This window comes from Curvibacter sp. GW821-FHT09D12, from assembly GCF_059416245.1.
Genome location: NZ_JBWKOU010000002.1, coordinates 205,700 through 229,066, shown reverse-complemented (window position 1 = coordinate 229,066; position 23,367 = coordinate 205,700). Strand labels below are relative to the sequence as shown.

Here is a 23,367-nt window from a genome sequence, read left to right as displayed (position 1 = left end):
GCCATGAAACACATTCCCCGCAAGCGCTTCGGCCAGCACTTTCTGTCCGACCGCGCCATCATCGACGGCATCGTCGACGAGATCGCGCCGCAAGCCGGCCAACCCATGGTCGAGATCGGCCCCGGCCTCGCCGCGCTGACCCAGCCGCTGGTCGAACGCGTTGGCCGCCTCACCGTGATCGAGCTGGACCGCGACCTAGCGCGCCGCCTGCGCGAGCACCCCCAGCTCAACGTGGTCGAATCAGACGTCTTGAAGGTCGATTTCACCGCCCTGGCCCAAAGCCTGGGCGTGCCGCGCCTGCGCGTGGTGGGCAACCTGCCCTACAACATCTCCACGCCCATCCTGTTTCACCTGCTGGAGCATGTGGCGGTGGTCGAGGACCAGCACTTCATGCTGCAAAAAGAGGTCATCGATCGCATGGTGGCCGGGCCCAGCACCTCGGACTACGGCCGCCTGAGCGTGATGCTGCAGTGGCGCTATGCCATGCAGAACGTGTTGTTTGTTCCGCCCGAGAGCTTTGATCCGCCCCCCCGGGTGGACAGCGCCGTGGTGCGCATGGTGCCGCGCGCCGAGCCGGCCCCCTTGAACCCCAAGCTGCTTGAAGAACTGGTGCAGGTGGCTTTCAGCCAGCGCCGCAAGCTGCTGCGCCACACGCTGGGCCGATGGCTGGAGGCGCGTGGCTTCGGCGGCGAGTTCAACACCCAGCGCCGGGCCGAAGAAGTGCCGGTGGCCGAGTACGTGGCGCTGGCGCAGGCGCTTTGATTCAGCCGGATTGATTCAGGCGCTCTGATCCCGTCGCGGCAAGGCGCCCCTGCTCAGGGCGCCCCCGGGGCAGGCCGGCTCAGAAGGTTTCCCAATCGTCTTCCTGGCCCGCGGCCGCCTTGGCCTGCGGTTTGGCGGCGCTCTGGTGCGCCAGGGCCGCGGGCTTGGCCGCAGCCGGGGGCGAGGCCTTGGCTCGGTCCGGGCCAGCCACCTGTGCCGGTGCGGCCTGATTGCGTGGCAGCGGGGCTGGCGTGGCGCGGCTGATCGGCGCCGGCATGGGTTTGGGCGCGGCGCGGCGCAGGGCGGCGGGCTCGCCGGCGCCCAGGCGGAACTTGCGCACCAATTGCTCCAGTTGCTCGGCCTGCGTCTGCATGGATTGGGCCGCGGCGGCTGATTCTTCCACCAGGGCGGCGTTCTGCTGGGTCACTTGGTCGAGCTGGGCCACGGCCGAGTTGACCTCGCTGAGGCCCCCGCTTTGCTCGCCGGTGGCCTGGGTGATGTCGGCCACGATGTGGGCCACACGCTGAACCGAGACCACCACCTCGCTCATGGTGCTGCCGGCTTGCTGCACCAGCTCCGAGCCCGACTCGACCTTCGCCTCCGAGGCTCCGATCAGGGTCTTGATTTCACGCGCGGCCTGGGCTGCACGCTGGGCCAGGCTGCGCACCTCGCCGGCCACCACGGCAAAGCCCCGGCCTTGTTCGCCCGCCCTTGCGGCTTCAACGGCCGCATTGAGGGCCAGGATGTTCGTCTGAAAGGCAATGCCGTCGATCACGCCCGTGATGTCACCGATCTTGCGCGAGGCGGTGCGAATCTCCTCCATCGTGCTCACCACCCGAGACACCACCTGCCCGCCCTGCTCGGCCACCTGGGAGGCCGAGCCGGCCAGCGCGCTGGCCTGGCGTGAGGACTCGGCTGATTGCTGCACGTTGTGCGTCAGGGCCTCCATCGAGGACGAGGTCTTTTGCAGATTGGCCGCGGTCTGTTCGGTGCGGTGCGACAGGTCGTTGTTGCCGCTGGCGATCTCGCTGCTGGCGGTGGCAATGTTCTCGGTGGCCTGCATCACCTGCTTGACCAGGTCGCGCAGGGATTCCTGCATCTGACCCATGGCGCTGACGAGCTGGCCGATCTCGTCGTTGGAGTCGCTGCGCACCTCATTGGACAGATCGCCCTCGGCGATTCGTTCGGCGAGCTCACGTGCTTTGGTGATGGAGCGGGCCAGGCCGCGCACGCTGAACACGGTCAGCGGGATCAGCACCACCAGGGCCACCACCAGCAGAGCCACGATCAGCGAGCCCAGGCGGTAGATGTCGCGCTGCATGTCGGCTTCGGCGTTGTGCATGGCTTCGCTGGCCTGATGGCTCAGCTGTGACAGGCCCTGGTCAGCGGCTTCCATGTGCTTCTTCAGCCGATCGGCATAGGCACCGGCCGCGGCCCCGTCGATCTGGGCCCGTTCCACTTGTTCGAGGATGGGGGTCAGGCCGGTCTCGTATTCCTTCAGGGCGGCCAGCACCTGCTTGAGCGCCTCCGTCTGGGCGCTGTCACCGGTGTTCTGGCTTTGCAGGGTGCCGGTGGCGCTCAACAGGCTGCCCAACTGCTTTTTCCAGGCTTCGCGCAGGTTGGCCACTTCCACGCTGTTGTTGAAGTTGATGATGATGTCCTTCTCGCTGCGGCGGATGTCGGCGGCCTTGAGCCGCAGTTCGTCGAGCGAGGTGAGGGTCTGGACTTTTTGCTCCAGCAAGGTCTTCAGGGTGCCTTGGGTGCTGTGCAGGGCCCAGAAACCGGTCAGGCCGATGACGGTCAGCAGCAGCAGAGAGAAACCGGTACCGAAGTAAAGGCGGGCCCGGATGGATAGTCGGTTCAGTAAGTTCATAGGCACCTTTTGGGTCGTGTCGTTTTCATGCAGGCAAAAGCCGCGCCAACTGGGTATTTGGGAGGCTGCCTGCGTCAAGAGCGCGAATGTTGCCCGCCCGCAGAGCGGGGCGCAAGCAGGGCAAGCCCGCAAGCCACGGACTTTGTGCAGGAGGGCACCAGCAGGCGAACGAAGATGGCAAAAAAAAACCCGCAGTGCGCAACTGCGGGTTCTTTGACGAGGGGACTGGTGAGGCGTTTCAGGCCGCCGACAGCCAGTAGCCGGCATTGAAAGGGCTGCTCATGCGCAGCGCCTGGGGCGAGACGTCCACCAGTTTGTCGGTGGGCATGCGGTCGCCGTTGTCTGAGCTCAGAGCAATACCGGTCAGGGTCTTGCCGACTTCAGCCTCGTTGGCCCGTTCTGCTTGGCCAGCTTGTGCAGAACGGGCTACAGAAAAGAATAGAAACATCGGAAGGGAATCTTCCGGTCGCTCCAGTAGTCAGCGGCATCCCGGAAGATGTCCAGCAATTGCTCGCGGGCTTCCTTGTCGAACTTGGCGTGGGCCGGAATCTGTTCCAGCACCACAATGAAGCCTGGCTGCGGGCCCGATTTGTGCAAGGGATCGGTCATGCAGTCATACAAGGCGTCAAAGTTCTTGCCGAAGTGCGCCGGGAAGGTGAATTGCGTCGCAATCATGTCCAGCACGTCCTGTTTGGACTGTGCATTGGCCAGATTGGCGTATAGAAAGTGCTGGCCCAGGTCGCGCGCTGCTTCCTGAAGGTCTTGTACCCGAAAGGCCCGAATCGACTGAACGATGTTGGTTCGAACGGTACGAAGTGGCGTATCCATCTCCGCTTCTCTTTCTCTATGGTCAAAAAAAATGGGCCTGGCCATGCTGTCGGCCCCGGCACAGGCCTGAGGCGCCTTCACGGCGGCGGTGATCTCAAGGGTCATTCGACGATGCGGCGAAAGCTCGCATAGTGGTCTTGGCTGTAGTAGCAGGCTTCGGGCGCCCTGATCTGGCGGCCCCCGCAGACAATGCGCCGGGCACCCCGGTCACGCGAGCCTGGAGTCTGAACGGTGTATTCATGGTAGAAGCCGCGCGGCTGATGAGGCAGGATCCGCTCGCGGTTGCCAAAGACCACACCATCCTTCTCGAAGGGAAAAGGCCCCCCGGACAGGATCAATTGATAGGTCTGGCGCCCTTGCGCCGGCAATTCCGCCAGGGAGATCGTGGCCTGGCCACCGATCGCGGGCGCCTCTCGAGAATGCACCAGAGTGGTGCCCGAGAGCGCCGCTGCCAACATCAGACAAACCAGCAGGAATTGGCTTGTTCTTGCGGCAACTTTTCGCAGCATGAAATAACACCTTTCAGAAACTCCGGGTAAACCCCAAAATTTCAAGGTCGCAAGTTTGACGTATCTGGTCCTGAAAAGCAAGCGGCTGCCCAAAAAATGGGCAGCCGCGCTCGGGTTTACGTCGTCTAAAAGTTAGCGCTCGCTATGGAGCAGCCGCTTACCGGGATGCGTTGGCGTCGGCCACCGTCAGGGCTGTCATGTTCACGATCCGGCGCACCGTGGTGCTGGCCGTGAGGATGTGCACCGGCTGTGCCGCGCCCAGCAGCACCGGGCCGATGGCGATGTTGCCGCCGGCGGCGGTTTTCAGCAGGTTGTACGAGATGTTGGCCGCATCGATGTTGGGCAAGACCAGCAGGTTGGCGCTGCCCAAAAGGGTGCTGTGCGGCATCAGGGCCTCGCGGGCGGCACCATCAAGGGCCACGTCGCCGTGCATTTCGCCGTCCACTTCCAGCCACGGGGCCTGTTCGCGCAGCAGCTCCAGGGTGCGGCGCATCTTCACGGCGCTGGGCTGGCTGCTGCTGCCGAAGTTCGAGTGCGACAGCAGCGCGGCCTTGGGCTTGATGCCGAAGCGCATCATTTCCTCGGCGGCCATGATGGTGATTTCGGTCAATTGCTCGGCCGTCGGGTCGTAGTTGACGTGGGTGTCAACCAGGAACAACTGGCGGTCGGGCAGCAGCAGACCGTTCATGCAGGCGTAGGTGCTGACGCCCGGGCGCTTGCCGATCACCTGATCCAGGTAGTTCAGGTGCAGCGTGGTGTGGCCCCAGGTGCCGGCAATCAGGCCGTCAACCTCGCCCTTGTGCAGCAGCATGGCGCCGATCAGCGACAGGCGGCGACGCATCTCGATCTTGGCGATCGGTACCGTGATGCCCTTGCGCTCGGTCATGCGGTGGTAGGTCTGCCAGAAGTCGCGGTAGCGGTGGTCGTTCTCGACGTTGACCACGTCATAGTCGCGGCCTTCCTGCAGGCGCAGGCCGAACTTCTCGATGCGCTCGGCGATCACGGCCGGGCGGCCGATCAGGGTCGGGCGGGCCAGGCCCTCGTCGACCACGATCTGGGCGGCGCGCAGCACGCGCTCTTCTTCACCCTCGGCATACGCCACGCGCTTCTTGGCGGCGGCCTTGGCGGCGGTGAAGATGGGCTTCATGGTGGTGCCCGAGGCGTAGACGAAGCTTTGCAGCTTGTCGCGGTAGGCATCCAGGTCCTTGACAGGGCGCAGGGCCACACCGCTGTCGGCGGCGGCCTGGGCCACGGCCGGCGCGATCTTCATCATCAGGCGCGGGTCGAAGGGCTTGGGAATCAGGTATTCAGGGCCAAACGCCAGGGGGTGGCCCACGTAGGCGGCGGCCACCACTTCGCTTTGCTCGGCCTGGGCCAGCTCGGCAATCGCGTGCACGGCCGCAATCTCCATCTCGACCGTGATGGTCGAGGCGCCCGCATCCAGGGCGCCACGGAAGATGTACGGGAAGCACAGGACGTTGTTGACCTGGTTGGGGTAATCGGTGCGGCCCGTGGCCATGATGGCGTCATCGCGCACCGACTTGACTTCTTCGGGCAGGATTTCGGGGGTGGGGTTGGCCAGCGCGAAGATCAGCGGGTTGGCAGCCATCTTGGCCACCATCTCGGGCTTGAGCACGCCACCGGCCGACAGACCCAGGAAGACGTCGGCGCCTTCGATGATCTGGCCCAGGGTGCGGGCATCGGTCTTCTGGGCGAACTGGATCTTGTCCTCGTCCATCAGTTCGGTGCGGCCTGCATAGACCACGCCGGCCAGATCGGTCACATAGATGTTTTCGCGCGGCAGACCCAGCTTGAGCAGCAGGCTCAGGCAGGCGAGCGCTGCGGCGCCAGCGCCCGAGGTGACGAGCTTGACCTGCTTGATGTCCTTGCCCACGACCTTCAGGCCGTTGAGCAGGGCCGCGCCCACCACGATGGCGGTGCCGTGCTGGTCGTCGTGGAAGACGGGGATCTTCATGCGTTCGCGCAGCTTGCGCTCGACGTAGAAGCAGTCGGGGGCCTTGATGTCTTCGAGGTTGATGCCGCCGAAGGTGGGCTCCAGCGAAGCAATGATGTCGACCAGCTTGTCCAGGTCTTTCTGCTCGTCGATCTCGATGTCGAACACATCGATGCCGGCAAACTTCTTGAACAGCACGCCCTTGCCTTCCATGACGGGCTTGGCGGCCAGCGGGCCGATGTTGCCCAGGCCCAGCACGGCGGTGCCGTTGGTGATCACGGCCACCAGGTTACCGCGGCTGGTGTACTTGAAGGCAGCGTTCGGATCCTTGACGATTTCCTCGCAGGGGGCTGCGACGCCGGGGGAGTAGGCCAGGGCCAGATCGTGCTGGTTGACCAGTTGCTTGGTGGCGGCAATGGCCACCTTGCCGGGGGTCGGCAGCTCGTGGTATTCCAGTGCGGCGCGCCGCAATTCAGCGCGCTGTTCTTCTTTGTTGGCCTGTGGGTTGATGGGCATCCAATGTCTCCTGCTGGCTTGCTGGGGCTGGGGTCGCGCACCGGTGGCGGCCTGTCCGGACTCGCAAGGGTTCGCGATTGTAGACCCACCTGGGGGGAAACCCTAGTCAGTAAATCTGCGTAAAAAGGTGAATGGGTTTTGACTATTTGGCAAAAGCCCGTGCCTTGAACGGTGGGCTGTTGCTGGCCCCATTCTGAATGGGTTTTGGGTTGCTGCGAACTCAGACGGAGCCTGATGGCGGGATTCGGCTTTTCAAGCGCCGGTACAGCAGCCCTCTGGACACCCCCAGTGCCCGAGCGGCGCGCGTGATGTTGCCGCCGGCCTGGGCCAGCGCCGCTTCGATGTGCTGGCGGCTGTGTTCATGCAGCGGGGGCCGGGCCGCCACGGCCTGCGGGCTGTCGTCGGCGGGGGCGTCGGCAGGCGGCTCAGGGGGGCGGGCCGAGGCCGGTGCAGGTGGTCTGGCCAGCTCGCCGACCGCCTGCAGGCGGCGCAAGCCATCGGCGGCCTGCAGCCGCACACGCAGCCACACCGTCAGGCCGTTGCCCAGGCGCCTGGGTTGGGGCTGGGCGTGGTGGCTCAGGGCCAGCAGGTCGGCCAGATCCAGGCCCAGCATGGCGTCAAAGTCTTCGTGCGACGGCCGTTGGGCCAGGCCCAGCAGCCGGCGCCCCGCCGGGTTGACCCAGGCCAACCGGCCTTGGTCGTCGATGCCGGCCAGGCCTTGTTGAACACTGTCGAGCAGATCCGGGTGGGCCTGGAACTGCAGCACCAGCTGTTCTCGGGCCTGGGTTTTGAGCAGGCGGTTTTCGATGGCGGTGGCGTAGGCGCCCACCAGGCTGGCGGCATCGAAGCCGAAAGGCCGGGTTTCGATGGACAGGTCCAGCACGCCGGCCAGGCGCCCGTGGATGTCCCGGATCGGGGCCGCTGCGCAGTGAAAACTCTGCAGGCAGTCGTAATAGTGTTCGGCACCCATCACGCTGCAGGCCTGGCCCGTGTGGGTGACCAGACCGGGGGCGGTGGTGCCCACGGCGGATTCCGACAGGTTCACCCCCAGGCGCGCGGCCACGCCCAGCAGGGGCTGATCGGCCAGCGGGTGGTGGGTGACGTGCACGATCACCCCGTCGCTGTCGGTCAGGATGACCCGGCAGTCGGTGCCGCTGAGGGCGTGTTCCAGGGATTGCAATTCTTCGCCCGAAGCGCTGAGCAGCGGGCGATTGCGGCTCAGGGCGCCGTGCAGGCGGCTGGGTGTGACCGGGTCGAAGCTCAGTGTGCGGCTGGTGCGGGGCTCCTGGCGCAGGCAGCGCAGCCACGATTGCAGCACCCCCTCGGGCACCAGGCCACTGGGGCGCTGCCCTTCTTCAAACAACTGCTGGCGTGCCAGGGTCACGCGCTGGCTGGGCGTGTTGAAGAACAAGGGGCGCGCCCAGGGGCGGCCAGGGTCTTGCCGGGGCATGGGGCCTCCATCAAGCGGTGGGTCGGTGTGCGGGTGAGCGCAGTATCGGCAGCACCGGGCCGGCCCGGTCTCAGGGTTAGCCCATGGAAACCGGGTGGACAAGTCGGAAATTCGCAAATTGAGACAGCCGCGCCCGCCGGGTGGGCTGAATTCCGAATGTTCCATCTTGGAACACTTTTGGCCTAGGGAAATCCCGGTGATGAAGGCGCCCGGGCAAAAGCAGATGCTCCGATCCGGGTGGCCCGCCAGCGCTCCGGCGTGCGCCAGCGAAGGTGCACACAGATTCCCGCCGTTCATGAGCCCCGAACGGGAAGCGAGAAGCGCCTGGTCCGAAGGCCACCCCCCCAAGCCTTTTCCGAGGAGACATCACCCTATGCAACAAGCCATTTCCACCACCCGCCCTGTTTCCGGGGCTCCGGCCTGGCGCCGCCTGGGCATCGGGCTCGCCTGGCTGGCCACGGCCGCCCTGGCCGCCCAGGCCCAGCCTGCCAGTCGTGTCGATCAGGTCGACGGGGCTTACATCCAGGCCAACGCGGCCAAGTCGACCGACTGGCCCAGCCATGGCCTGGATTACGCCGAAACCCGCTTCTCCCGCCTGCAGCAGATCAACACCGGCAACGTGGGCAAGCTGGGGCTGGTCTGGTCGTACAACCTGGAGTCCACCCGGGGCGTGGAGTCCACCCCATTGGTGGTCGATGGCGTGATGTATGTCTCCGCTTCCTGGAGCGTGGTCCATGCAGTCGATGTGCGCACGGGCAAGCGGCTCTGGAGCTTTGACCCCCAAGTCGACAAGTCCAAGGGCTACAAGGGTTGCTGCGATGTGGTCAACCGCGGCGTGGCCCTTTACCAGGGCAAGGTTTTCGTGGCCGCCTACGATGGCCGCCTGATCGCCCTGAACGCCCGCACCGGCCAGAAGGTGTGGGAGCAGGACACCTTGATCGACCACACCCACAGCTACACCATCACCGGTGCGCCCCGCGTCATCAAAGGCAAGGTGGTGATCGGCAACGGTGGTGCCGAGTACGGCGTGCGCGGCTACGTCACGGCCTACGATGCGGGCACCGGCACCCAGGCCTGGCGCTGGTTCACCGTGCCGGGCGATCCGTCCAAGCCCTTCGAGAACGAGGCCATGGCCCGTGCGGCCAAGACCTGGGACGCCAGCGGCAAGTGGTGGGAGTCGGGCGGCGGCGGCACGGCCTGGGACACCATGACCTATGACCCCGAGCTGAACCTGATGTACATCGGCACCGGCAATGGCTCGCCCTGGGCGCGCAGCAAGCGCAGCCCGGGCGGTGGCGACAACCTGTACCTGGCCTCGATCGTGGCCCTCAACCCCGACACCGGCGAGTACGTCTGGCATTACCAGGAAACCCCGGGCGACAACTGGGACTACACCTCGACCCAGCCCATGATCCTGGCCGATCTGAAGATCGATGGCCGTGCGCGCAAGGTGATCCTGCATGCCCCCAAGAATGGCTTTTTCTTTGTCATCGACCGGACCAACGGGCGCTTCATCTCGGCCAAGAACTTTGTCGACGTGAACTGGGCCAAGGGCTACGACGCCAACGGCCGCCCCATCGAGAACCCCGAGGCACGCGCCACCGACAAGCCCTACGACGCCGTACCGGGGCCGTTCGGTGCGCACAACTGGCATTCGATGTCCTTCAACCCGCAGACCGGCCTGGTCTACCTGCCGGCGCAGAACGTGCCCATCAACCTGATGGACAACCAGAACTGGAAGTTCAACGGCAATCAGCCCGGTGAGCCCCATGGCGGCCTGGGTTGGAACCTGGCCATGTACGCCAACGTGCAGCCGCCCAAGGGCAAGCCCTTCGGTCGCCTGATCGCCTGGGACCCGGTGCAGCAGAAGGCCGCCTGGACGCAGGAGCAGGTCTCGCCCTGGAACGGCGGCACCCTGAGCACCGCCGGTAACCTGGTGTTCCAGGGCACGGCCGATGGGCGCTTCATGGCCTACAACGCCAAGACTGGCGAGAAGCTCTGGGAGTCGCCCACCGGCACGGGCGTGGTCGCCGCGCCCATCACCTATGAGGTGGATGGGCGCCAGTACGTGTCGATCGCCGTGGGCTGGGGCGGGGTGTATGGCCTGGCCCAGCGCGCCACCGATCGCCAGGGCCCTGGCACCGTCTACACCTTTGCCGTGGGTGGCAAGGCGCCGTTGCCGGATTTCGTGGGCTACCGCCTGGGCGAGCTGGTGTCGGGCGTCAAGTACGACCCGGCCCAGGTGCAGGCCGGCACCATGCTGTATGTCAGCAACTGCGTGTTCTGCCACGGCGTGCCGGGGGTGGACCGCGGCGGCAACATCCCCAACCTGGGCTACATGGATGCCGCGATGATCGAGCACCTGGACAAGTTCATCTTCAAGGGTCCGGCCATGGCGCGTGGCATGCCTGACTTCAGCGAGCGCCTCAGCCTCGATGATGTGCAGAAGATCAAGGCCTTCATCCAGGGCACGGCCGACGCGATCCGACCCAAGAAGTGAGCCCCCCTGCAGCCCGCCTTGTGGCGGGCTGCGGTTTGGCGAAATCACCGCTGCGGAAGATAATCGGGCCTTCTGTCTTCCTTGAGGCCCGCCCATGTCCAGCATCAGCTCGATCGCCCAGTCCGGCATGCAGGCCGCGCTGCAGCGTCAAAGTGCGGCGGCCAACAACATCGCCAACCAGAACACCGACGGTTACCGTCGCGAGCGGGTCGACCAGCAGGCCGACCCCAACGGCGGCACCACTGCCACCGTGTCGCGCATGCCCCAGCCCGGCAGTCAGCTGGCGCAAGACATGGTCGACCAGATTTCCTCCAGCTACAGCTTCCAGGCCAGCCTCAAGACCCTCAAGGTCAATGACCAGATGATGGGCTCGCTGCTGGACGTCAAGGCCTGAGAGGCTGCGCTGCCAGGCCCTTTTCGGCCTGGTACGCAGGTATCATCTGTGCCGTTCCCAACCGAGCAGGAGACGGCCATGGGCCTGATGGATTTCATCAAGAAGCAGTTCATCGACGTCCTTCAATGGACCGAAGAGGGCGACGGCACGCTGGCCTGGCGCTATCCCATGGCCGACATGGAAATCCAGAACGGCGCCACCCTGGTGGTGCGCGAGTCGCAGATGGCCCTGTTCGTCAACGAAGGGCGCATCGCCGACCTGTTCGGGCCCGGCACCTACCGCCTGAGCACGCAGACCCTGCCCCTGCTGACCAACCTGCAGAACTGGGACAAGCTGTTTGAGTCGCCCTTCAAGAGCGATGTCTATTTCTTCAGCACCCGCGAGCAGCTCGACCAGAAATGGGGCACGCCCCAGCCTGTCACCGTGCGTGACGCCGAGTTTGGTGCCGTGCGCCTGCGTGCCTTCGGCAATTACAGCTTCCGCATCGCGGACCCCAAGGTGTTCCATGCCGGCATTTCCGGCACCCGCGAGCGCTACGGCGTGGCCGACCTGGACGGTCAGTTGCGCGGCCTGGTGTTGCAGAACATCAGCCAGGCCATTGCGGCCAGCGGCATCCCCTTCCTGGACTTGGCGGCCAATCAGCAGCGCTTCGCCGAGGCCCTGACCCAGCAACTGGGCCCCGAGTTCGCCCGCCTGGGCCTGCAGTTGCAGACCTTCACGGTGCAGAACCTGTCCCTGCCCGAAGAGTTGCAGAAGGTGCTCGACCAGAAGATCGGCATGGGCATGGTGGGGCGCGACATGGGCCAGTTCATGCAGTACCAGACCGCCCAGGCCATTCCGCGCCTGGCCGAAGGGGCTGCGGGCGGCGGTGTGGCCGGTGACGCCATGGGGCTGGGGGCCGGTGTGGCCCTGGGCCAGGTGTTGGCGCAGAACCTGCAGGCCGGCCTGCAGGGGGGCGGCGCGGCGGCGGCTTCAGCTGCGGCCGTCGGCGCAGGCCTCAAGCCCGACGAGATCATGGCCACACTGGAGAAGTTGGCCGATCTCAAGACCAAAGGCATCCTGACCGCTGAAGAGTTCGACGCCAAGAAGGCCGAACTGCTCAAGAAGCTCGTCTGAACCGCACCGGCTGTTCGTGACAGAGCGTTTCTACCGCGCGCCCTGCCCGGGCTGCGGCGCCCCCGTTGAATTTCGCAGCGCCCAATCGACGCATGCGGTCTGCCCCTACTGCCAGAGCACGGTGCTGCGCCAGGGTGAGGTGCTGAGCCGCATCGGTCGCATGGCCGAGCTGTTTGACGACCACAGCCCGCTGCAGCTCATGGCTGGCGGCCGCTTCGACAACAAGCCCTTTGTACTGATCGGGCGGCTTCAGTACAAATCACCCGCCGGCGTGTGGACCGAGTGGATCGCGCTGTTCGAGGATGGCAGCCAGGCCAGCCTGAGCGAGGACAACGGTGCCTATGTCATGTCGCGCCCGCGCGAGCTGCAGCGCGAGATGCCTGCGGCCTCGGCCTTCCGCCCCGGGGCCAGCACGGCAGTCAACGGCCAGCCCTTCACCGTGGCCTTCAGCGACCAGGTGTGCCTGATCTCGGCCCAGGGCGAACTGCCGCGCCTGCCGCCGCTGGGCTTTGCCTTTGGCCTGGTCGAGCTGCGCAGCGACAGCGGCGAGGTGCTCAGCCTCGATTACAGCCGCACCCCGCCCGCCCTGTCGGCGGGCCGCTCGGTGCGGCTCGAAGACCTGGCCCTGAGCGGGCTCAAGGACGCGTCGGTCAAGAACGAAGTGGGGCGCCAGTTCAACTGCCCGCATTGCGGCGCGCCGGTCGAAATCACGCTGGCCAGCACCAAGACCCTCACCTGCCGCAGCTGCAACAGCCTGATCGATGTCTCGCAGGGCATCGGCGGCGAACTGCGCCACGCCCTGCAGGACGAGCCCGTGGCACCCTTGATCGCGCTGGGCAGCCTGGGCCGGCTCGAAGGGGTGGATTGGCAGGTGGTGGGCTTTCAGCACCGCATGGGGCGCGAGCCCGGCGACGACGAGCTGTTCGGCTGGGAGGAGTACCTGCTCTACAACCGCCAGCGTGGCTTCAGCTTCCTGGTCGACGCCACCGATGGCTGGAGCCTGGTGCGCCCGCTCACCGGCGCCCCCAAGCTCGATGCCTCGGGGCGGGCGGCCACCTACCTGGGCACCCGCTACGACTTGCAATACCGCTACGACGCCGAGACCAGCTATGCCTGCGGCGAGTTCTACTGGCCGGTGGCCCGGGGCCAGAAGACCAGCAACCGTGACTTCGCCAGCGCCAAGGGCCTGCTGTCCGAGGAGAGCACGCCCACCGAAATCACCTGGTCGGGCGGCAGCCGCCTGGACGCGGCCACGGTGGCCAAGGCCTTCAAGCTGGAAGCCCGCCAAGACCTGCTGCGACGGGCCGATGTGGCCCCCGCGGGCAGTTTCAGGGCCCTCGGCTGGGGCACCATCGTGGTCATCGCGGTACTGCTGATCGTGCTGGTGCTGTTGCTCAGCCGCTGCTCCCGCTGCGACCCGGCGGTGGAAAACTGCAGCAGCAGTGGCTACCGCAGCTCGGGGGGCTCCTATGGGGGCTATTCAGGCAGCGGTGGCAGCCACAAGTGATGATGAGGCACCGACTTGCTCAACCAACCACTCTTTGACGGAGGTTTCCATGGGACTTGAATGGCTGCGCCCCGGCGCCGTGCTCGGCTCCATCGTGTTCGCCCTGGTGGGCGTGCTGGTCTTCTGGCTGAGCTTTGTCGTCATCGACAAGCTCACGCCCTACGATCTGTGGCGCGAACTGGTGGAAAAGCAGAACGTGGCCCTTGGCCTGGTGGTGGCGGCCATGTCGCTGGGCATTTGCCTCATCGTGGCGGCCGCCATCCACGGCTGAGCCTGACGTGCACTATTTTTGGGGTTGCCGAGGGTTCGGCAACCTTGTTTTGAAGACTGTGGATTGTTTTGAGCCTTCGACCTGATTCCTCCGACCCCCTGTTGCCCGCGGCGGTCGTCTCCGATGTGCCCTGGCGACTGCCCGGGCGGCGTGGCGCGCGCTCGACTGAGCCCTCTGGCGGGGGCGGTGCCCCCCGGCCGGTCGAACTGGCCCTGCTGAGCAGCGTGTTCGTGGTGGCGGCCTGCGGCCTGCTGTACGAGCTGGCCGCCGGCACCCTGGCCTCGTACCTGCTGGGCGACTCGGTGTTGCAGTTCTCCACCGTGATCGGCGCCTATCTGTTCGCCATGGGCCTGGGCTCCTGGGCCTCACGGCATTTCGAGCGCCAGTTGCCAGCGCACTTCCTGCGCATCGAGCTCCTGGTGGCCCTGCTGGGCGGCGGCATGCCTGCCCTGTTGTTCTTGTGCAGCGCCTTTGTGCCCGGGGCCTTCCGGCTGGTGCTGTACACCCTGGTGGGGTCCGTCGGCGTGCTGGTCGGGCTGGAGATTCCGCTGGTGATGCGCATCCTCAAGCGCCACGTGCAGCTCAAGGAACTGGTCTCGCAGGTGCTCACCTTTGATTACCTGGGGGCGTTGGCGGTGTCGCTGGCCTTCCCCATCCTGCTGGTGCCGCACCTGGGCCTGGTGCGCACCGGACTGGTGTTCGGCCTGCTCAATGCCGCCGTGGCGGTGTGGGCGCTGTGGCTGTTCCGCCATGAGCTGCGCCGCCTGCGCACCCATGTGTTGGCCTGTGCGGGCGTGCTGCTGACCCTGCTGGGCGCTCTGTTCGGCGCCGACGCCATCACCACCGTGGCCGAAGACCGCTTCTACCAGGACCGCGTGATCTTCACCGCCACCAGCCCTTACCAGCGCATTGTGGTCACCAGCGGGGCACAGGGGCACCGCTTGTTCCTCAATGGCAATCTGCAGTTTGCCGAGCGCGACGAATACCGCTACCACGAGGCCCTGGTGCACCCGGTCATGGCGGCCCAGGGCAACCCGCGCCGGGTGGCCGTGCTGGGCGGGGGCGATGGCATGGCCGTGCGTGAAGTGCTCAAGTACCCCGGGGTGCAGCAGGTCACCCTGGTCGAACTCGACCCCGAGATGACGCGCCTGTTCAGCACCCAGCCCGCCCTCAAGCGGCTCAACGGCGGGGCTTTGTCCGATCCGAGGGTGCGCATCGTCAATGCCGATGCCTTCCAGTGGCTGCAGACCGAGGCCGACACCTTCGACGTCATCGTGGTCGACTTTCCCGACCCGACCAACTTTGCGCTGGGCAAGCTCTACAGCCAGTCGTTCTATGCCTTGCTGGACCAGCGCCTGTCGGCCAGCGGTTATGCCGTGGTGCAGACCACCTCGCCCCTGGTGGCGCGCCAGAGCTTCTGGACCGTGGTGCACACCATCGAGGCCGCCGGCCTGGGCGCCACGCCCTACCACGCCAACGTGCCCAGCTTTGGCGAGTGGGGCTTTGTGGTGGCCTCGCGCCGACCCTGGCGCCAGCCTGTGCGCCTGCCCGAGGGCCTGCGCTTTCTCAATCTGCAGACCTTGCCCCTGTTGTTCGATTTTCCGCAGGACATGGCAGCCGTGCCCACCGGGGTGAACCGCCTGTCCAACCAGATCCTGGTGCGCACCTATGAGCAGGAATGGGGCAAGGTGGCCCATTGACGCGGCCTGACATGCGTTTGAACGGTGCCTTCGTGTCGCCTTCAGCAGGCTTGCGCCGGCGCGAGTGGCTGGCCCTGGCCGGTGCCGGCCTGGGCCTGGCGGGTTGTGCGCCGGCTGCACCGGCCTTGCAAGGCGGGTTTGAGGGCGCTGCCTTTGAGCGGGGCCACCTGTTGCGCGAGAACCCGCGCCGCTGGCCGGCGCCGGCCGTGTCACGCCGGGTGGGGGTGGTGGTGGCGGGGGCGGGCATCGCAGGCCTGGCCGCGGCGCGCTCGCTGCGCCTGGGCGGGGTGGACGACCTGGCCATTCTGGAGCTCGACGAGCAAGCCGGCGGCAACAGCCGCGGCCGCCTGCTGGGCCAGCAACCCTGCCCCACCGGGGCGCATTACCTGCCCCTGCCCGGTGACGATGCGCCCGAGGTGCAGGCCTTGCTTGAGGAACTGGGCCTGCGCCAGCGCCAGGCGGGGCGTTGGGTCTACGACGAGCAGGCCCTGTGCCACAGCCCGCAAGAGCGCCTGTACCTGGACGGCGGCTGGCAGGAGGGCCTGTTGCCCGCACACGAGCTGAGCGCGGCCACCCGGACGCAATACCAGCGCTTTGCGGATCAGGTGGCGGCCCTGCAGCGCCAGGCCCGGTTTGCCATTCCGCTGGCCAGCCGGGGCCTGAGCCCGGTACAACTGGCGCTCGACAGCCAGACCTTTGCCCAGTGGCTGGCCCAGCAGGGCCTGGACGACGCCCGCCTGCGCTGGTACCTGGACTACTGCTGCCGCGACGATTACGGTGCCGGCCTGGCCGAGGTCTCGGCCTGGGCCGGCATCCACTACTTTGCCAGCCGCCACGGCTTTCATGCCCCGGGCAGCGATGAGGCCGCCGAAGCGGCCGACACCCCGGTGCTCACCTGGCCCGAGGGCAATGGCTGGCTGGTCGACCGGCTGGCCGCGCCCTGGCAGGGCGATGCCGGCCAGGGCCCGCTGTACACCGGCCGGGTGGTGCTGCGCATCGAAGACCAGCGCCAGGGCGTGGCCGTTGATGTGTGGGATGTGGCCCGGCAACGGGTCGAACGCTGGCTGGCCGCCCACTGCATCGTGGCCCTGCCGGTGCATGTGGCGGCCCGGGTGGTGGTCACCGCGCCCGATTGGCTGCAGTCCACGGCCTTGCGCTGGCAGCATGCGGCCTGGGTGGTGGGCAACCTGCTGCTCGACCAGCCGCTGGCAGACCGGCCCGGCGCCGCCCCGGCCTGGGACAACGTGATCTACGGCTCCAGCGGCCTGGGCTATGTCAACGCCGCCCACCAGCGCCTGGACCCGCGCCCCGGCCCCACGGTGCTCACCTTCTACCGCGCCCTGGGGGCCGCCAAACCGGCCCGCAAGACCTTGTTGGAGCAGCCCTGGACGCACTGGCGTGGCCAGCTGCTGGACGAATTCCTGGCCCCGCACCCCGATCTGCTGAGCCATGCCCGAGAGTTCTCGCTGAGCCGGCACGGCCATGCCATGGCCGTGCCCGTGCCCGGGGTACTGGCCCACCTGGCGCGCCTGCCGCTGGCCGCGGCCGCCCAGGCCGTGCCCAGCCTGCGCCAGCGCCGCACCGGCAGCGGTGTTCCGGCGGCACTGGCCCAAGGGCGGGTCAGCTACGCCCACAGCGACTGGTCGGGCTACTCGGTGTTCGAAGAGGCTTTCACGCGCGGGCACGATGCCGGGCTGCTGGCCGTGCAGCAACTGCGGGGGCGCACCCCCTCATGAGCCCGGGCCCGCACCACTTACGCGGCCTGCAGAGGGCCGACCTGCCCGCCTTGATGGCGCTGCAGGCCCTGGCCTATGGTGCCGACTTGGTTGAGCCCGCCCCTGCCATGGCCCAGCGCCTGGCCATCACGCCGCCAACGGTGTGGGGCTTGTTCGAGGCCTCTGGCGAGATGCGCGCCTACCTGCTGGCCTACCGCAGTGTGCCGGGGGCGGTGGCGCCGCTGCATCAACCTTTTGACCCGGCGCCCCAGCCCACGGCCCTGTACCTGCATGACCTGGCCGTGCACCCGGTTGCCAAGGGCCTGGGCCTGGGGCCACGCCTGGTGGCGGCGGCACTGGCCCTGGCACGGACCGAAAGCCTGGGCGGGCTGGGCCTGGTGGCGGTGCAGGGCTCGCAGCCTTTCTGGCGCCGTCAGGGCTTTCAGGACAGCCGGCCTGATGCGGCCTCCCAGGCCACCTTGGCCGGGTACGGCGAAGGGGCTGCCTACCTGTGGCGCGCGCTGCCCTGAGCGGTGGCCGGCGACCCTAGCGGTGTTGCCCGGCGGCCTGGTGGCGTGCCGCCAGCAGCTTGCTCTGATGCGCGTGCCGCCAGTGCTCGAAGGCCGGCGCCATCAAGGGCTTGGCAAACAGATAGCCCTGGCCGACATCGCAATCCAGCGCCATCAGGGCCGCGGCGGTGGCGTCATCCTCGACCCCTTCGGCCACGGTGCGCAGGCCCAGCTTGCGGCCCAGGGCGATGGTCGACTCGGCCACGTGGCGGTCGCGCGGACTGCGTAGCAGCGCGCTCACAAAGCTGCGGTCGATCTTGATGCTGGTGAAGGGAAACTGGCTCACATACGAGAGGCTGGAGAAGCCGGTGCCGAAGTCGTCCAGCGCCAGCGCCATGCCGGCGGCCCGCAGCTCCTGCAGGCGGCGCAGCACCAGGTCGGGGTTGACGGCCAGGGCCGACTCGGTGACCTCCAGCTCCAGCCACTGGGCGGCCACCTTTTTCTGCACCAGCAGGGTTTTGATGTGGTCGGTGAAGTCGGGGTCCTGCAGGTTGTTGGCGCTGATGTTGACGGCGACCTTCAACGCCTGATCCCGGGCCTGCCAGCGGGCCATCTGGTCGAGTGCCGCGCTGATCACCCAGCGGGTCAGCGGGTAGATCAGTTCAGTGGATTCGGCCAGCGGAATGAACTCGGACGGCGGGATCCAGCCCAGGCGCGGGTGGTGCCAGCGCAGCAGGGCCTCCACCCCTTCCAGCTCTCGACTTTCCAGCCACAGCTTGGGTTGCCAGGCCAGTTGCAACTGGCCGCCGCGGATGGCGGCCGACAGTTCTGAGCGCATCTTCAGGTCGTGCCCGGGGGCGTGTTCGAAGCTGCGGCTGTAGCGCACCTGCGATCCCACCACGGTGCGCGCCCGGGCGGCCGCCACATCCGCGCAGCGAAGCAACTGCCCGGCATCAGGCGCGTCGGCAGGGTAGGCGGCGCTGCCCAGCTTCAGATGCAGCTCGACGGCGGTGTCGCCCAGCGTGATCGGTTCGCGGCTGACCCGCACCATCAGTTCGCACACGGCCTCGGTCGGCAGGACGGGCGTCGGGTCAGGCTTCGATTTCATCGCCGGGTCGAAAGCCGCGTTAAACGCAGCGTCATGGGCCGTGTCCTGGGACGTGTCGCGGGCCGCGTCATTTGCCGCGTCATGGGGCGCCGGAGGCACGGCCACGAAGTCGGTGCCGCCGGCCCGCGCCAGGCTCCAGCCATGGGCGAGCAGCTGGCGCTCCAGGCGCCGGGAGGTGATTTCCAGCACCATGTCGGCAGCCCGGTGGCCAAAGGCTTCGTTGATCTCCTTGAAGCGCGCCAGGTTCACGAACACCAGCTCGAAGCGATGGCCGGGCTGGCGTTCGATGCGCTCGTCCAGCTGGCGCAACAGGCTGTGCCGGTTGGGCAGGCCGGTCAGTGGGTCGTGGTTGGCCAGGTAGTCCTGCTGGCGGTTGAAGCGGCGCTCTTCGCTCAGGTCGCGCACCAGGCACAACAACTGGGGCGCGCCATCCAGCGTGAAGGCCGACAGGCGCATCTCGCAGTCCACACGCTGCTGCGTCTGCGGGGCGTCAAAACTGTATTCGAAGCGCAGGTGCTCTCCGGCCAGTGCGCGTTGCATGCGCTGGCGTGGCAGGGCGCTGGGCTGGCCGGTGGCCGGGTCAATGGGGTGGGGAAAGAACTCCGACAGGGCGTGTCCCACCACCTCTTCGCCCTGCTGGCGCCCGGTCAGGCGCAATGCCGCCGGGTTCAGCGCCAGCACACGGCCTGCAGGGTCCAGCACCAGCACGCCATCGGCCACGTCCTCGAACAGGCGCCGGTACACCGTCTCGCTGGTGGCCAGCACCTGCAGCATGCGCTGCAGTGCGCGGGTGCCCAGTCCGAGCGCCAGAAGCGCCAGGGCCAGCATCACCCCCTTGGTGGCGCTGCGTTGCCGCCAGGGGGCCAGCACCTGGGTCTCGGCTTGCAGGCTGGCCACCAACAGCGGATAGCGCCCGGAGCGCCTGAAGGTGCCCGACAGGTCCAGCCCCTGGCCGATCGAGGTCATGAACTCGCCGGCCGGTTGCTCGTGGGCCAGCCGGGCCAGCAGGGCCGATTCGGGGGCCATGCGCCCGGCGCCCGGCATGAACCCACCGGTGCGCATCAGCACCTGGCCATCGGGCAGGTACACCGCCTGCTCAAGCAGGTTGAGCGGGGCCTGTGCATCGCTGTCCTGCGGCGGTGCGGGCGGGCGCAAGGCCGCCAGCGGAATCAGGGCGCCCAGCAGCCACTCGGGGCCCGATGCGCCACTGCTCAGGCGCATCAGCACCGGCAGCAACTCGTCTTGATCGCCCAGGCGGATCGGCGCCAGCAGCTGCAAGGGGCCCGCCACCTCGGGGGCCGGCAACTGGCGCAGCGGCTGCAGCGCCTCGGGGGGCAGGTGCTGGTTCCGGTCGGCGGCCACCAGCTCGTCGCCGCGGCGCACAAACAGCAGCTGGGACACGCTGTCGAAGCGGATGGCGCCCTCCAGCAGGGCCTGCAAGGCGCGGGCATCGGGCGGGGTGTGCGGGCCGCGGGTGGGCATCAATTCCTGACCCAGACTGCTCAGGCTGAGTGAGGCCTGCTCCAGTGTCTGCTCGCTCAGGTGGCGCAGGCTTTCGGTCAGTTGCTGGCTGTTGTCATGGGCCAGGCGGCGGGTGCTGCGGTAATCCAGCGCGATCGACCACAGGCCCAGGCCGATCAAGCCCAGCCCCGCCGCCCACCCAGCCCAGTGCAACAGGCGCCGAAAACGGCGACCCAGCAGATAGCTTTCGGAGGCGGAGAGGAGCTGCACCAAACCATCCTAACCAACAAAGCAAAGTTGTAACCAATTGCCACCATCCTTCGCGGGAAATCCCTGTCATCAGCGCGTCATGGCGGGGCTCGACAGTGGCGGCTTGTTTTCTGTTGTGATGATTTTTCAGATGTCCCGCGCTCTCAATTCTGTTGCCGCTTCCATCCTGGCCGTGACGGCCTGCCTCTGGGCCTTGCCCGTGGCCGCCCAGTCCAACACTGCTGCACCCCAGGCTTTCGAGGCCCGTCTGGCAGGCCATGCCGTGTTGCCGGCGCAGAGCTTTGTGCCGGCGCCCAAGAACGCGCCGCAAGACCTGCAGACCAGCGGCAAGTACACCACCGGCGTGCGGGTCGAGAAGCTGGGCTCGGTGCCCGGCCTGTCGTTCGGCCGTCCGACCGGCGTATCGCTGCCCTTCAAGGGCCAGCCGCTGCAGGGCCATTCGGGCATCAAGCACATGGCCGACGGCACCTTCTGGATCATCACCGACAACGGCGCGGGTGCCAAAGCCAATTCGCCCGACTTCATGCTGTACCTGAACCACTACGCGGTGGATTTCAAGAGCGGCCACTTCAAGCGCCTGGACACGGTCTTTCTGCATGATCCCGACAAGAAGGTCCCCTTCCGCATCGTTCACGAAGGCACGCCTGAGCGCTACCTGACTGGATCCGACTTCGATACCGAAAGCTTTCAGTTGGCCGGTGGTTCGATCTGGATCGGCGACGAACTGGGCCCCTTCCTGATCAAGGCCGACATGAAGGGCAAGGTGTTGGCGGTGTTCGACACCCTGGTGGATGGCAAGGCCGTGCGCTCGCCCGACCACCCGGCCCTGACCACGCCTGCCGCCCCGGGCGGCACGGTGGACTTCCAGGTGCGCCGCTCCAAGGGCTTCGAGGGCATGGCCTCGTCCAAGGACGGCAGCAAGCTTTACGCCCTGCTCGAAGGCGCCCTGTGGAACCCCGAGGCCAAGGCCTACGAATCGCTGGAGGGCAAGCCCTACCTGCGCGTGCTCGAATTCGACGTGAAGACCGAGCGGTGGACCGGGCGTCATTGGAAGTACGTGCTGGAAGCCGGCCACCATGCGATTGGCGACTTCAACATGATCGATGACAGCACCGGCATGATCATCGAGCGCGACAACGGTGAAGGCACGGCCGACAAGGCCTGTCCCGAAGGCCAGCAGCGCCCCGACTGCTTCCATGACCTGGCCAAGTTCAAGCGCGTCTACAAGATCGAGTTGAACGAGGCCAACGTGGGGGCTGCGGTGCGCAAGATCGGCTACATCGATCTGCTCAACATCGCCGACCCGGCCCACCTGGCACGCAAGCCGCTGAACCAGGGCGTGCTCACCTTCCCCTTCTTCACCATCGAGAACGTCGACGTGGTGGATGCCACCCACATCGTGGTGGGCAATGACAACAACCTGCCCTTCTCCAGCAGCCGCGAGCCCAACCAGGCCGATGACAACGAACTGGTGCTGCTCGACGTGGCCGAGTTCCTGAAGGCGCGCTGAGCCCACTGCGCAGTCTGCGCACCCGCGCATTTTTCAAAGTCGTCACTTTTTTCTTGCCGTCAGTCCTTGGTCGGCCCGGTGCGTTCATGCGCATCGGGCCGCTTTTTTGGGGGCGGCGATGTGACACGGCAGAATCGGGCCTCTTGAATCCGCTTGTCGACTCGCGCCATGACTTCTTTGCCCGTGCTGTATTCGTTCCGGCGCTGCCCCTATGCCATGCGGGCCCGGCTGGCCTTGAAGGCCGCGGGCGTGCCGGTGGCCCTGCGCGAGGTGGTGCTGCGCGACAAGCCGGCCGAACTGCTCGCGGCCAACCCCAAGGGCACGGTGCCGGTGCTGGTGCTGCCCACGGGTGAGGTGATCGATCAGAGCCTGGACATCATGCGTTGGGCGTTGGTGCTGCACGATCCCCAGGGCTGGCTGCCCCCCGACGGCAGCCGCGAAGCGGCGCTGACCCAGCATTGGCTGGCCAGCAACGACGGGATGTTCAAGGCCCTGCTGGACCGCTACAAGTATCCCGAACGCCACCCGGAGCACCTGGCCAGCCACTGGTGTGAGCAGGCACTGGCCCAACATCTTCAGCCCCTGGAGGCCCTGTGGCAGGCGCAGGGCGGACCGCACTTGCTGGGCCCCCGGCCCGGCCTGCTCGATGCAGCCCTGATGCCCTTTGTGCGCCAGTTCGCCCAGGTGGATGCCGCCTGGTGGGCCCAGGCGCCCTTGCCTGGGCTTCAGCAGTGGCTCACCCATTGGCTGAGCAGCCCCTTGTTCGACAGCGTGATGGTGCGCTGGTCTGCCTGGCGCCCTGAGGACGCCGAGCAGCGGTTCTGACGGTGAGCTGTATTCAGTTCCGATGCTTGGCCCACTTGGCGGCCAGGGCTTCCACAATGCCCAGGCCGCGTTGGCCGGGGCTCAGCTCGAAGCGCTGGCCGGCGGTGAGCGTGCCTTCCTGCACCACCGAGAGGTAAAAGCCGCAACGGGCACTTTGGGCCATCAGGCGTGCGGCCTGGGCAAAGCCCATCACGGCGTTGAACTTGAAGCAAGGCTCGCGTGGGGCGGCCACGCGCAGCACGCAGTCGGGAAAGTGCAGCTCGTCCCCCACCCAGACCTGGGCTTCCAGCAGCCCTGTCAACGTCAGGTTCTCGCCCGCGAAACCCGGTGGCAAAGGCTCGTCGAACAGGCTGACACCCGCCTGCTGCCGTTGCTGCTGCCACCAGGGGTAATGCTCGGCGGGCCAGGCATAGACCGCCTTGGACAGGCCGCCATGCACGCTGGGATCCGCCTGTTCGTCACCGGCCAGGCCCAGCCGGGCCACGCCCACCGGCCCGTCGACCGGGGTCTTGCCAATGGCTGTCATGATGCGTCGCCCCTGGATCTGCAGGGGGCGCACGCGGCCGGTGTTCACGCTGAGCAGTTGCAT

18 protein-coding genes are annotated in these 23,367 nt (G+C 67.0%); 11 read left to right on the top strand and 7 right to left on the bottom strand.

Annotation, left to right across the window (positions count from 1 at the left end; all coding sequences use genetic code 11):
- Positions 1–3: 3 nt before the first annotated feature.
- The gene (gene rsmA / locus AC07PT_RS03565) at positions 4–762 is read left to right on the top strand and encodes a 16S rRNA (adenine(1518)-N(6)/adenine(1519)-N(6))-dimethyltransferase RsmA (protein WP_492348527.1); all 759 of its coding nucleotides are present in this window, start codon (positions 4–6) and stop codon (positions 760–762) included.
- 79 nt (positions 763–841) lie between these two features.
- Here the strand turns inward: rsmA and AC07PT_RS03560 are convergent, their stop codons facing one another.
- From AC07PT_RS03560 to AC07PT_RS03540, 5 genes are all read right to left on the bottom strand, one after another.
- A complete protein-coding gene (locus AC07PT_RS03560; RefSeq protein WP_494655797.1) occupies positions 842–2,635 on the bottom strand; it encodes a methyl-accepting chemotaxis protein in 1,794 nt (597 codons plus the stop codon).
- 426 nt (positions 2,636–3,061) lie between these two features.
- The gene (locus AC07PT_RS03555; RefSeq protein WP_494655963.1) at positions 3,062–3,508 is read right to left on the bottom strand and encodes a barstar family protein; all 447 of its coding nucleotides are present in this window, start codon (positions 3,506–3,508) and stop codon (positions 3,062–3,064) included.
- Between the two features lie 56 nt (positions 3,509–3,564).
- On the bottom strand, positions 3,565–3,972 hold the full coding sequence (locus AC07PT_RS03550; protein ID WP_492348525.1) for a guanyl-specific ribonuclease: 408 nt from the start codon (positions 3,970–3,972) through the stop codon (positions 3,565–3,567).
- Between the two features lie 157 nt (positions 3,973–4,129).
- Entirely contained in the window at positions 4,130–6,442 is a 2,313-nt protein-coding gene (locus AC07PT_RS03545; protein ID WP_492348524.1) for an NADP-dependent malic enzyme, read from the bottom strand.
- A gap of 220 nt (positions 6,443–6,662) precedes the next feature.
- Positions 6,663–7,892, bottom strand: a complete 1,230-nt coding sequence (locus AC07PT_RS03540) for a helix-turn-helix domain-containing protein (RefSeq protein ID WP_494655796.1) — start codon at positions 7,890–7,892, stop codon at positions 6,663–6,665.
- Positions 7,893–8,265: 373 nt separating this feature from the next.
- Here AC07PT_RS03540 and AC07PT_RS03535 point away from each other — a divergent pair, with 373 nt between their 5' ends.
- The 8 genes from AC07PT_RS03535 (at position 8,266) to AC07PT_RS03500 (ending at position 17,625) form a co-directional block, all read left to right on the top strand.
- The gene (locus tag AC07PT_RS03535) at positions 8,266–10,392 is read left to right on the top strand and encodes a PQQ-dependent dehydrogenase, methanol/ethanol family (RefSeq protein ID WP_494655795.1); all 2,127 of its coding nucleotides are present in this window, start codon (positions 8,266–8,268) and stop codon (positions 10,390–10,392) included.
- A 94-nt stretch (positions 10,393–10,486) separates the two neighbouring features.
- Positions 10,487–10,786: a flagellar basal body protein gene (locus AC07PT_RS03530; RefSeq protein ID WP_492348521.1), complete on the top strand. Its 300-nt coding sequence runs from the start codon at positions 10,487–10,489 to the stop codon at positions 10,784–10,786.
- Between the two features lie 78 nt (positions 10,787–10,864).
- Positions 10,865–11,902 (top strand): SPFH domain-containing protein, encoded by a 1,038-nt coding sequence (locus tag AC07PT_RS03525; RefSeq protein WP_494655794.1) that lies wholly within the window; start codon positions 10,865–10,867, stop codon positions 11,900–11,902.
- Positions 11,903–11,918: 16 nt separating this feature from the next.
- The gene (locus AC07PT_RS03520) at positions 11,919–13,409 is read left to right on the top strand and encodes a DUF4178 domain-containing protein (RefSeq protein ID WP_494655793.1); all 1,491 of its coding nucleotides are present in this window, start codon (positions 11,919–11,921) and stop codon (positions 13,407–13,409) included.
- 49 nt (positions 13,410–13,458) lie between these two features.
- A complete protein-coding gene (locus AC07PT_RS03515) occupies positions 13,459–13,680 on the top strand; it encodes a DUF350 domain-containing protein (RefSeq protein WP_019573848.1) in 222 nt (73 codons plus the stop codon).
- 137 nt (positions 13,681–13,817) lie between these two features.
- Positions 13,818–15,380, top strand: a complete 1,563-nt coding sequence (locus AC07PT_RS03510) for a polyamine aminopropyltransferase (RefSeq protein WP_494655962.1) — start codon at positions 13,818–13,820, stop codon at positions 15,378–15,380.
- Positions 15,381–15,391: 11 nt separating this feature from the next.
- Positions 15,392–17,116, top strand: coding sequence for an NAD(P)-binding protein (locus AC07PT_RS03505; RefSeq protein ID WP_494655792.1), 1,725 nt, complete (start codon positions 15,392–15,394; stop codon positions 17,114–17,116).
- Positions 17,113–17,625 (top strand): GNAT family N-acetyltransferase, encoded by a 513-nt coding sequence (locus AC07PT_RS03500; RefSeq protein WP_494655791.1) that lies wholly within the window; start codon positions 17,113–17,115, stop codon positions 17,623–17,625. Before AC07PT_RS03505 ends, AC07PT_RS03500 begins: the two co-directional genes overlap by 4 nt.
- A 16-nt stretch (positions 17,626–17,641) precedes the next feature.
- On the opposite strand, the gene AC07PT_RS03495 is transcribed toward AC07PT_RS03500, so the two are convergent.
- The gene (locus tag AC07PT_RS03495) at positions 17,642–20,443 is read right to left on the bottom strand and encodes a putative bifunctional diguanylate cyclase/phosphodiesterase (protein WP_494655790.1); all 2,802 of its coding nucleotides are present in this window, start codon (positions 20,441–20,443) and stop codon (positions 17,642–17,644) included.
- Between the two features lie 130 nt (positions 20,444–20,573).
- On the opposite strand from AC07PT_RS03495, the gene AC07PT_RS03490 reads away from it, so the two are divergent.
- Together AC07PT_RS03490 and AC07PT_RS03485 are read left to right on the top strand one after the other, a co-directional pair.
- Entirely contained in the window at positions 20,574–21,953 is a 1,380-nt protein-coding gene (locus AC07PT_RS03490) for an esterase-like activity of phytase family protein (protein WP_492348514.1), read from the top strand.
- Between the two features lie 168 nt (positions 21,954–22,121).
- The gene (locus AC07PT_RS03485; protein ID WP_494655789.1) at positions 22,122–22,778 is read left to right on the top strand and encodes a glutathione S-transferase N-terminal domain-containing protein; all 657 of its coding nucleotides are present in this window, start codon (positions 22,122–22,124) and stop codon (positions 22,776–22,778) included.
- 13 nt (positions 22,779–22,791) lie between these two features.
- On the opposite strand, the gene AC07PT_RS03480 is transcribed toward AC07PT_RS03485, so the two are convergent.
- Positions 22,792–23,367: an MOSC domain-containing protein gene (locus tag AC07PT_RS03480; protein WP_494655788.1), complete on the bottom strand. Its 576-nt coding sequence runs from the start codon at positions 23,365–23,367 to the stop codon at positions 22,792–22,794.

What these genes read in the sequence shown, in the direction of transcription:
- AC07PT_RS03500 (WP_494655791.1), top strand. Translation starts at nt 17,113, where the DNA reads ATGAGCCCGGGCCCGCACCACTTACGCGGCCTGCAGAGGGCCGACCTG.
- AC07PT_RS03545 (WP_492348524.1), bottom strand. Translation starts at nt 6,442, where the DNA reads ATGCCCATCAACCCACAGGCCAACAAAGAAGAACAGCGCGCTGAATTG.
- AC07PT_RS03490 (WP_492348514.1), top strand. Translation starts at nt 20,574, where the DNA reads ATGTCCCGCGCTCTCAATTCTGTTGCCGCTTCCATCCTGGCCGTGACG.
- AC07PT_RS03535 (WP_494655795.1), top strand. Translation starts at nt 8,266, where the DNA reads ATGCAACAAGCCATTTCCACCACCCGCCCTGTTTCCGGGGCTCCGGCC.
- AC07PT_RS03480 (WP_494655788.1), bottom strand. Translation starts at nt 23,367, where the DNA reads ATGCAACTGCTCAGCGTGAACACCGGCCGCGTGCGCCCCCTGCAGATC.
- AC07PT_RS03530 (WP_492348521.1), top strand. Translation starts at nt 10,487, where the DNA reads ATGTCCAGCATCAGCTCGATCGCCCAGTCCGGCATGCAGGCCGCGCTG.
- AC07PT_RS03485 (WP_494655789.1), top strand. Translation starts at nt 22,122, where the DNA reads ATGACTTCTTTGCCCGTGCTGTATTCGTTCCGGCGCTGCCCCTATGCC.
- AC07PT_RS03515 (WP_019573848.1), top strand. Translation starts at nt 13,459, where the DNA reads ATGGGACTTGAATGGCTGCGCCCCGGCGCCGTGCTCGGCTCCATCGTG.
- AC07PT_RS03525 (WP_494655794.1), top strand. Translation starts at nt 10,865, where the DNA reads ATGGGCCTGATGGATTTCATCAAGAAGCAGTTCATCGACGTCCTTCAA.
- rsmA (WP_492348527.1), top strand. Translation starts at nt 4, where the DNA reads ATGAAACACATTCCCCGCAAGCGCTTCGGCCAGCACTTTCTGTCCGAC.
- AC07PT_RS03555 (WP_494655963.1), bottom strand. Translation starts at nt 3,508, where the DNA reads ATGGCCAGGCCCATTTTTTTTGACCATAGAGAAAGAGAAGCGGAGATG.
- AC07PT_RS03540 (WP_494655796.1), bottom strand. Translation starts at nt 7,892, where the DNA reads ATGCCCCGGCAAGACCCTGGCCGCCCCTGGGCGCGCCCCTTGTTCTTC.
- AC07PT_RS03505 (WP_494655792.1), top strand. Translation starts at nt 15,392, where the DNA reads ATGCGTTTGAACGGTGCCTTCGTGTCGCCTTCAGCAGGCTTGCGCCGG.
- AC07PT_RS03560 (WP_494655797.1), bottom strand. Translation starts at nt 2,635, where the DNA reads ATGAACTTACTGAACCGACTATCCATCCGGGCCCGCCTTTACTTCGGT.
- AC07PT_RS03550 (WP_492348525.1), bottom strand. Translation starts at nt 3,972, where the DNA reads ATGCTGCGAAAAGTTGCCGCAAGAACAAGCCAATTCCTGCTGGTTTGT.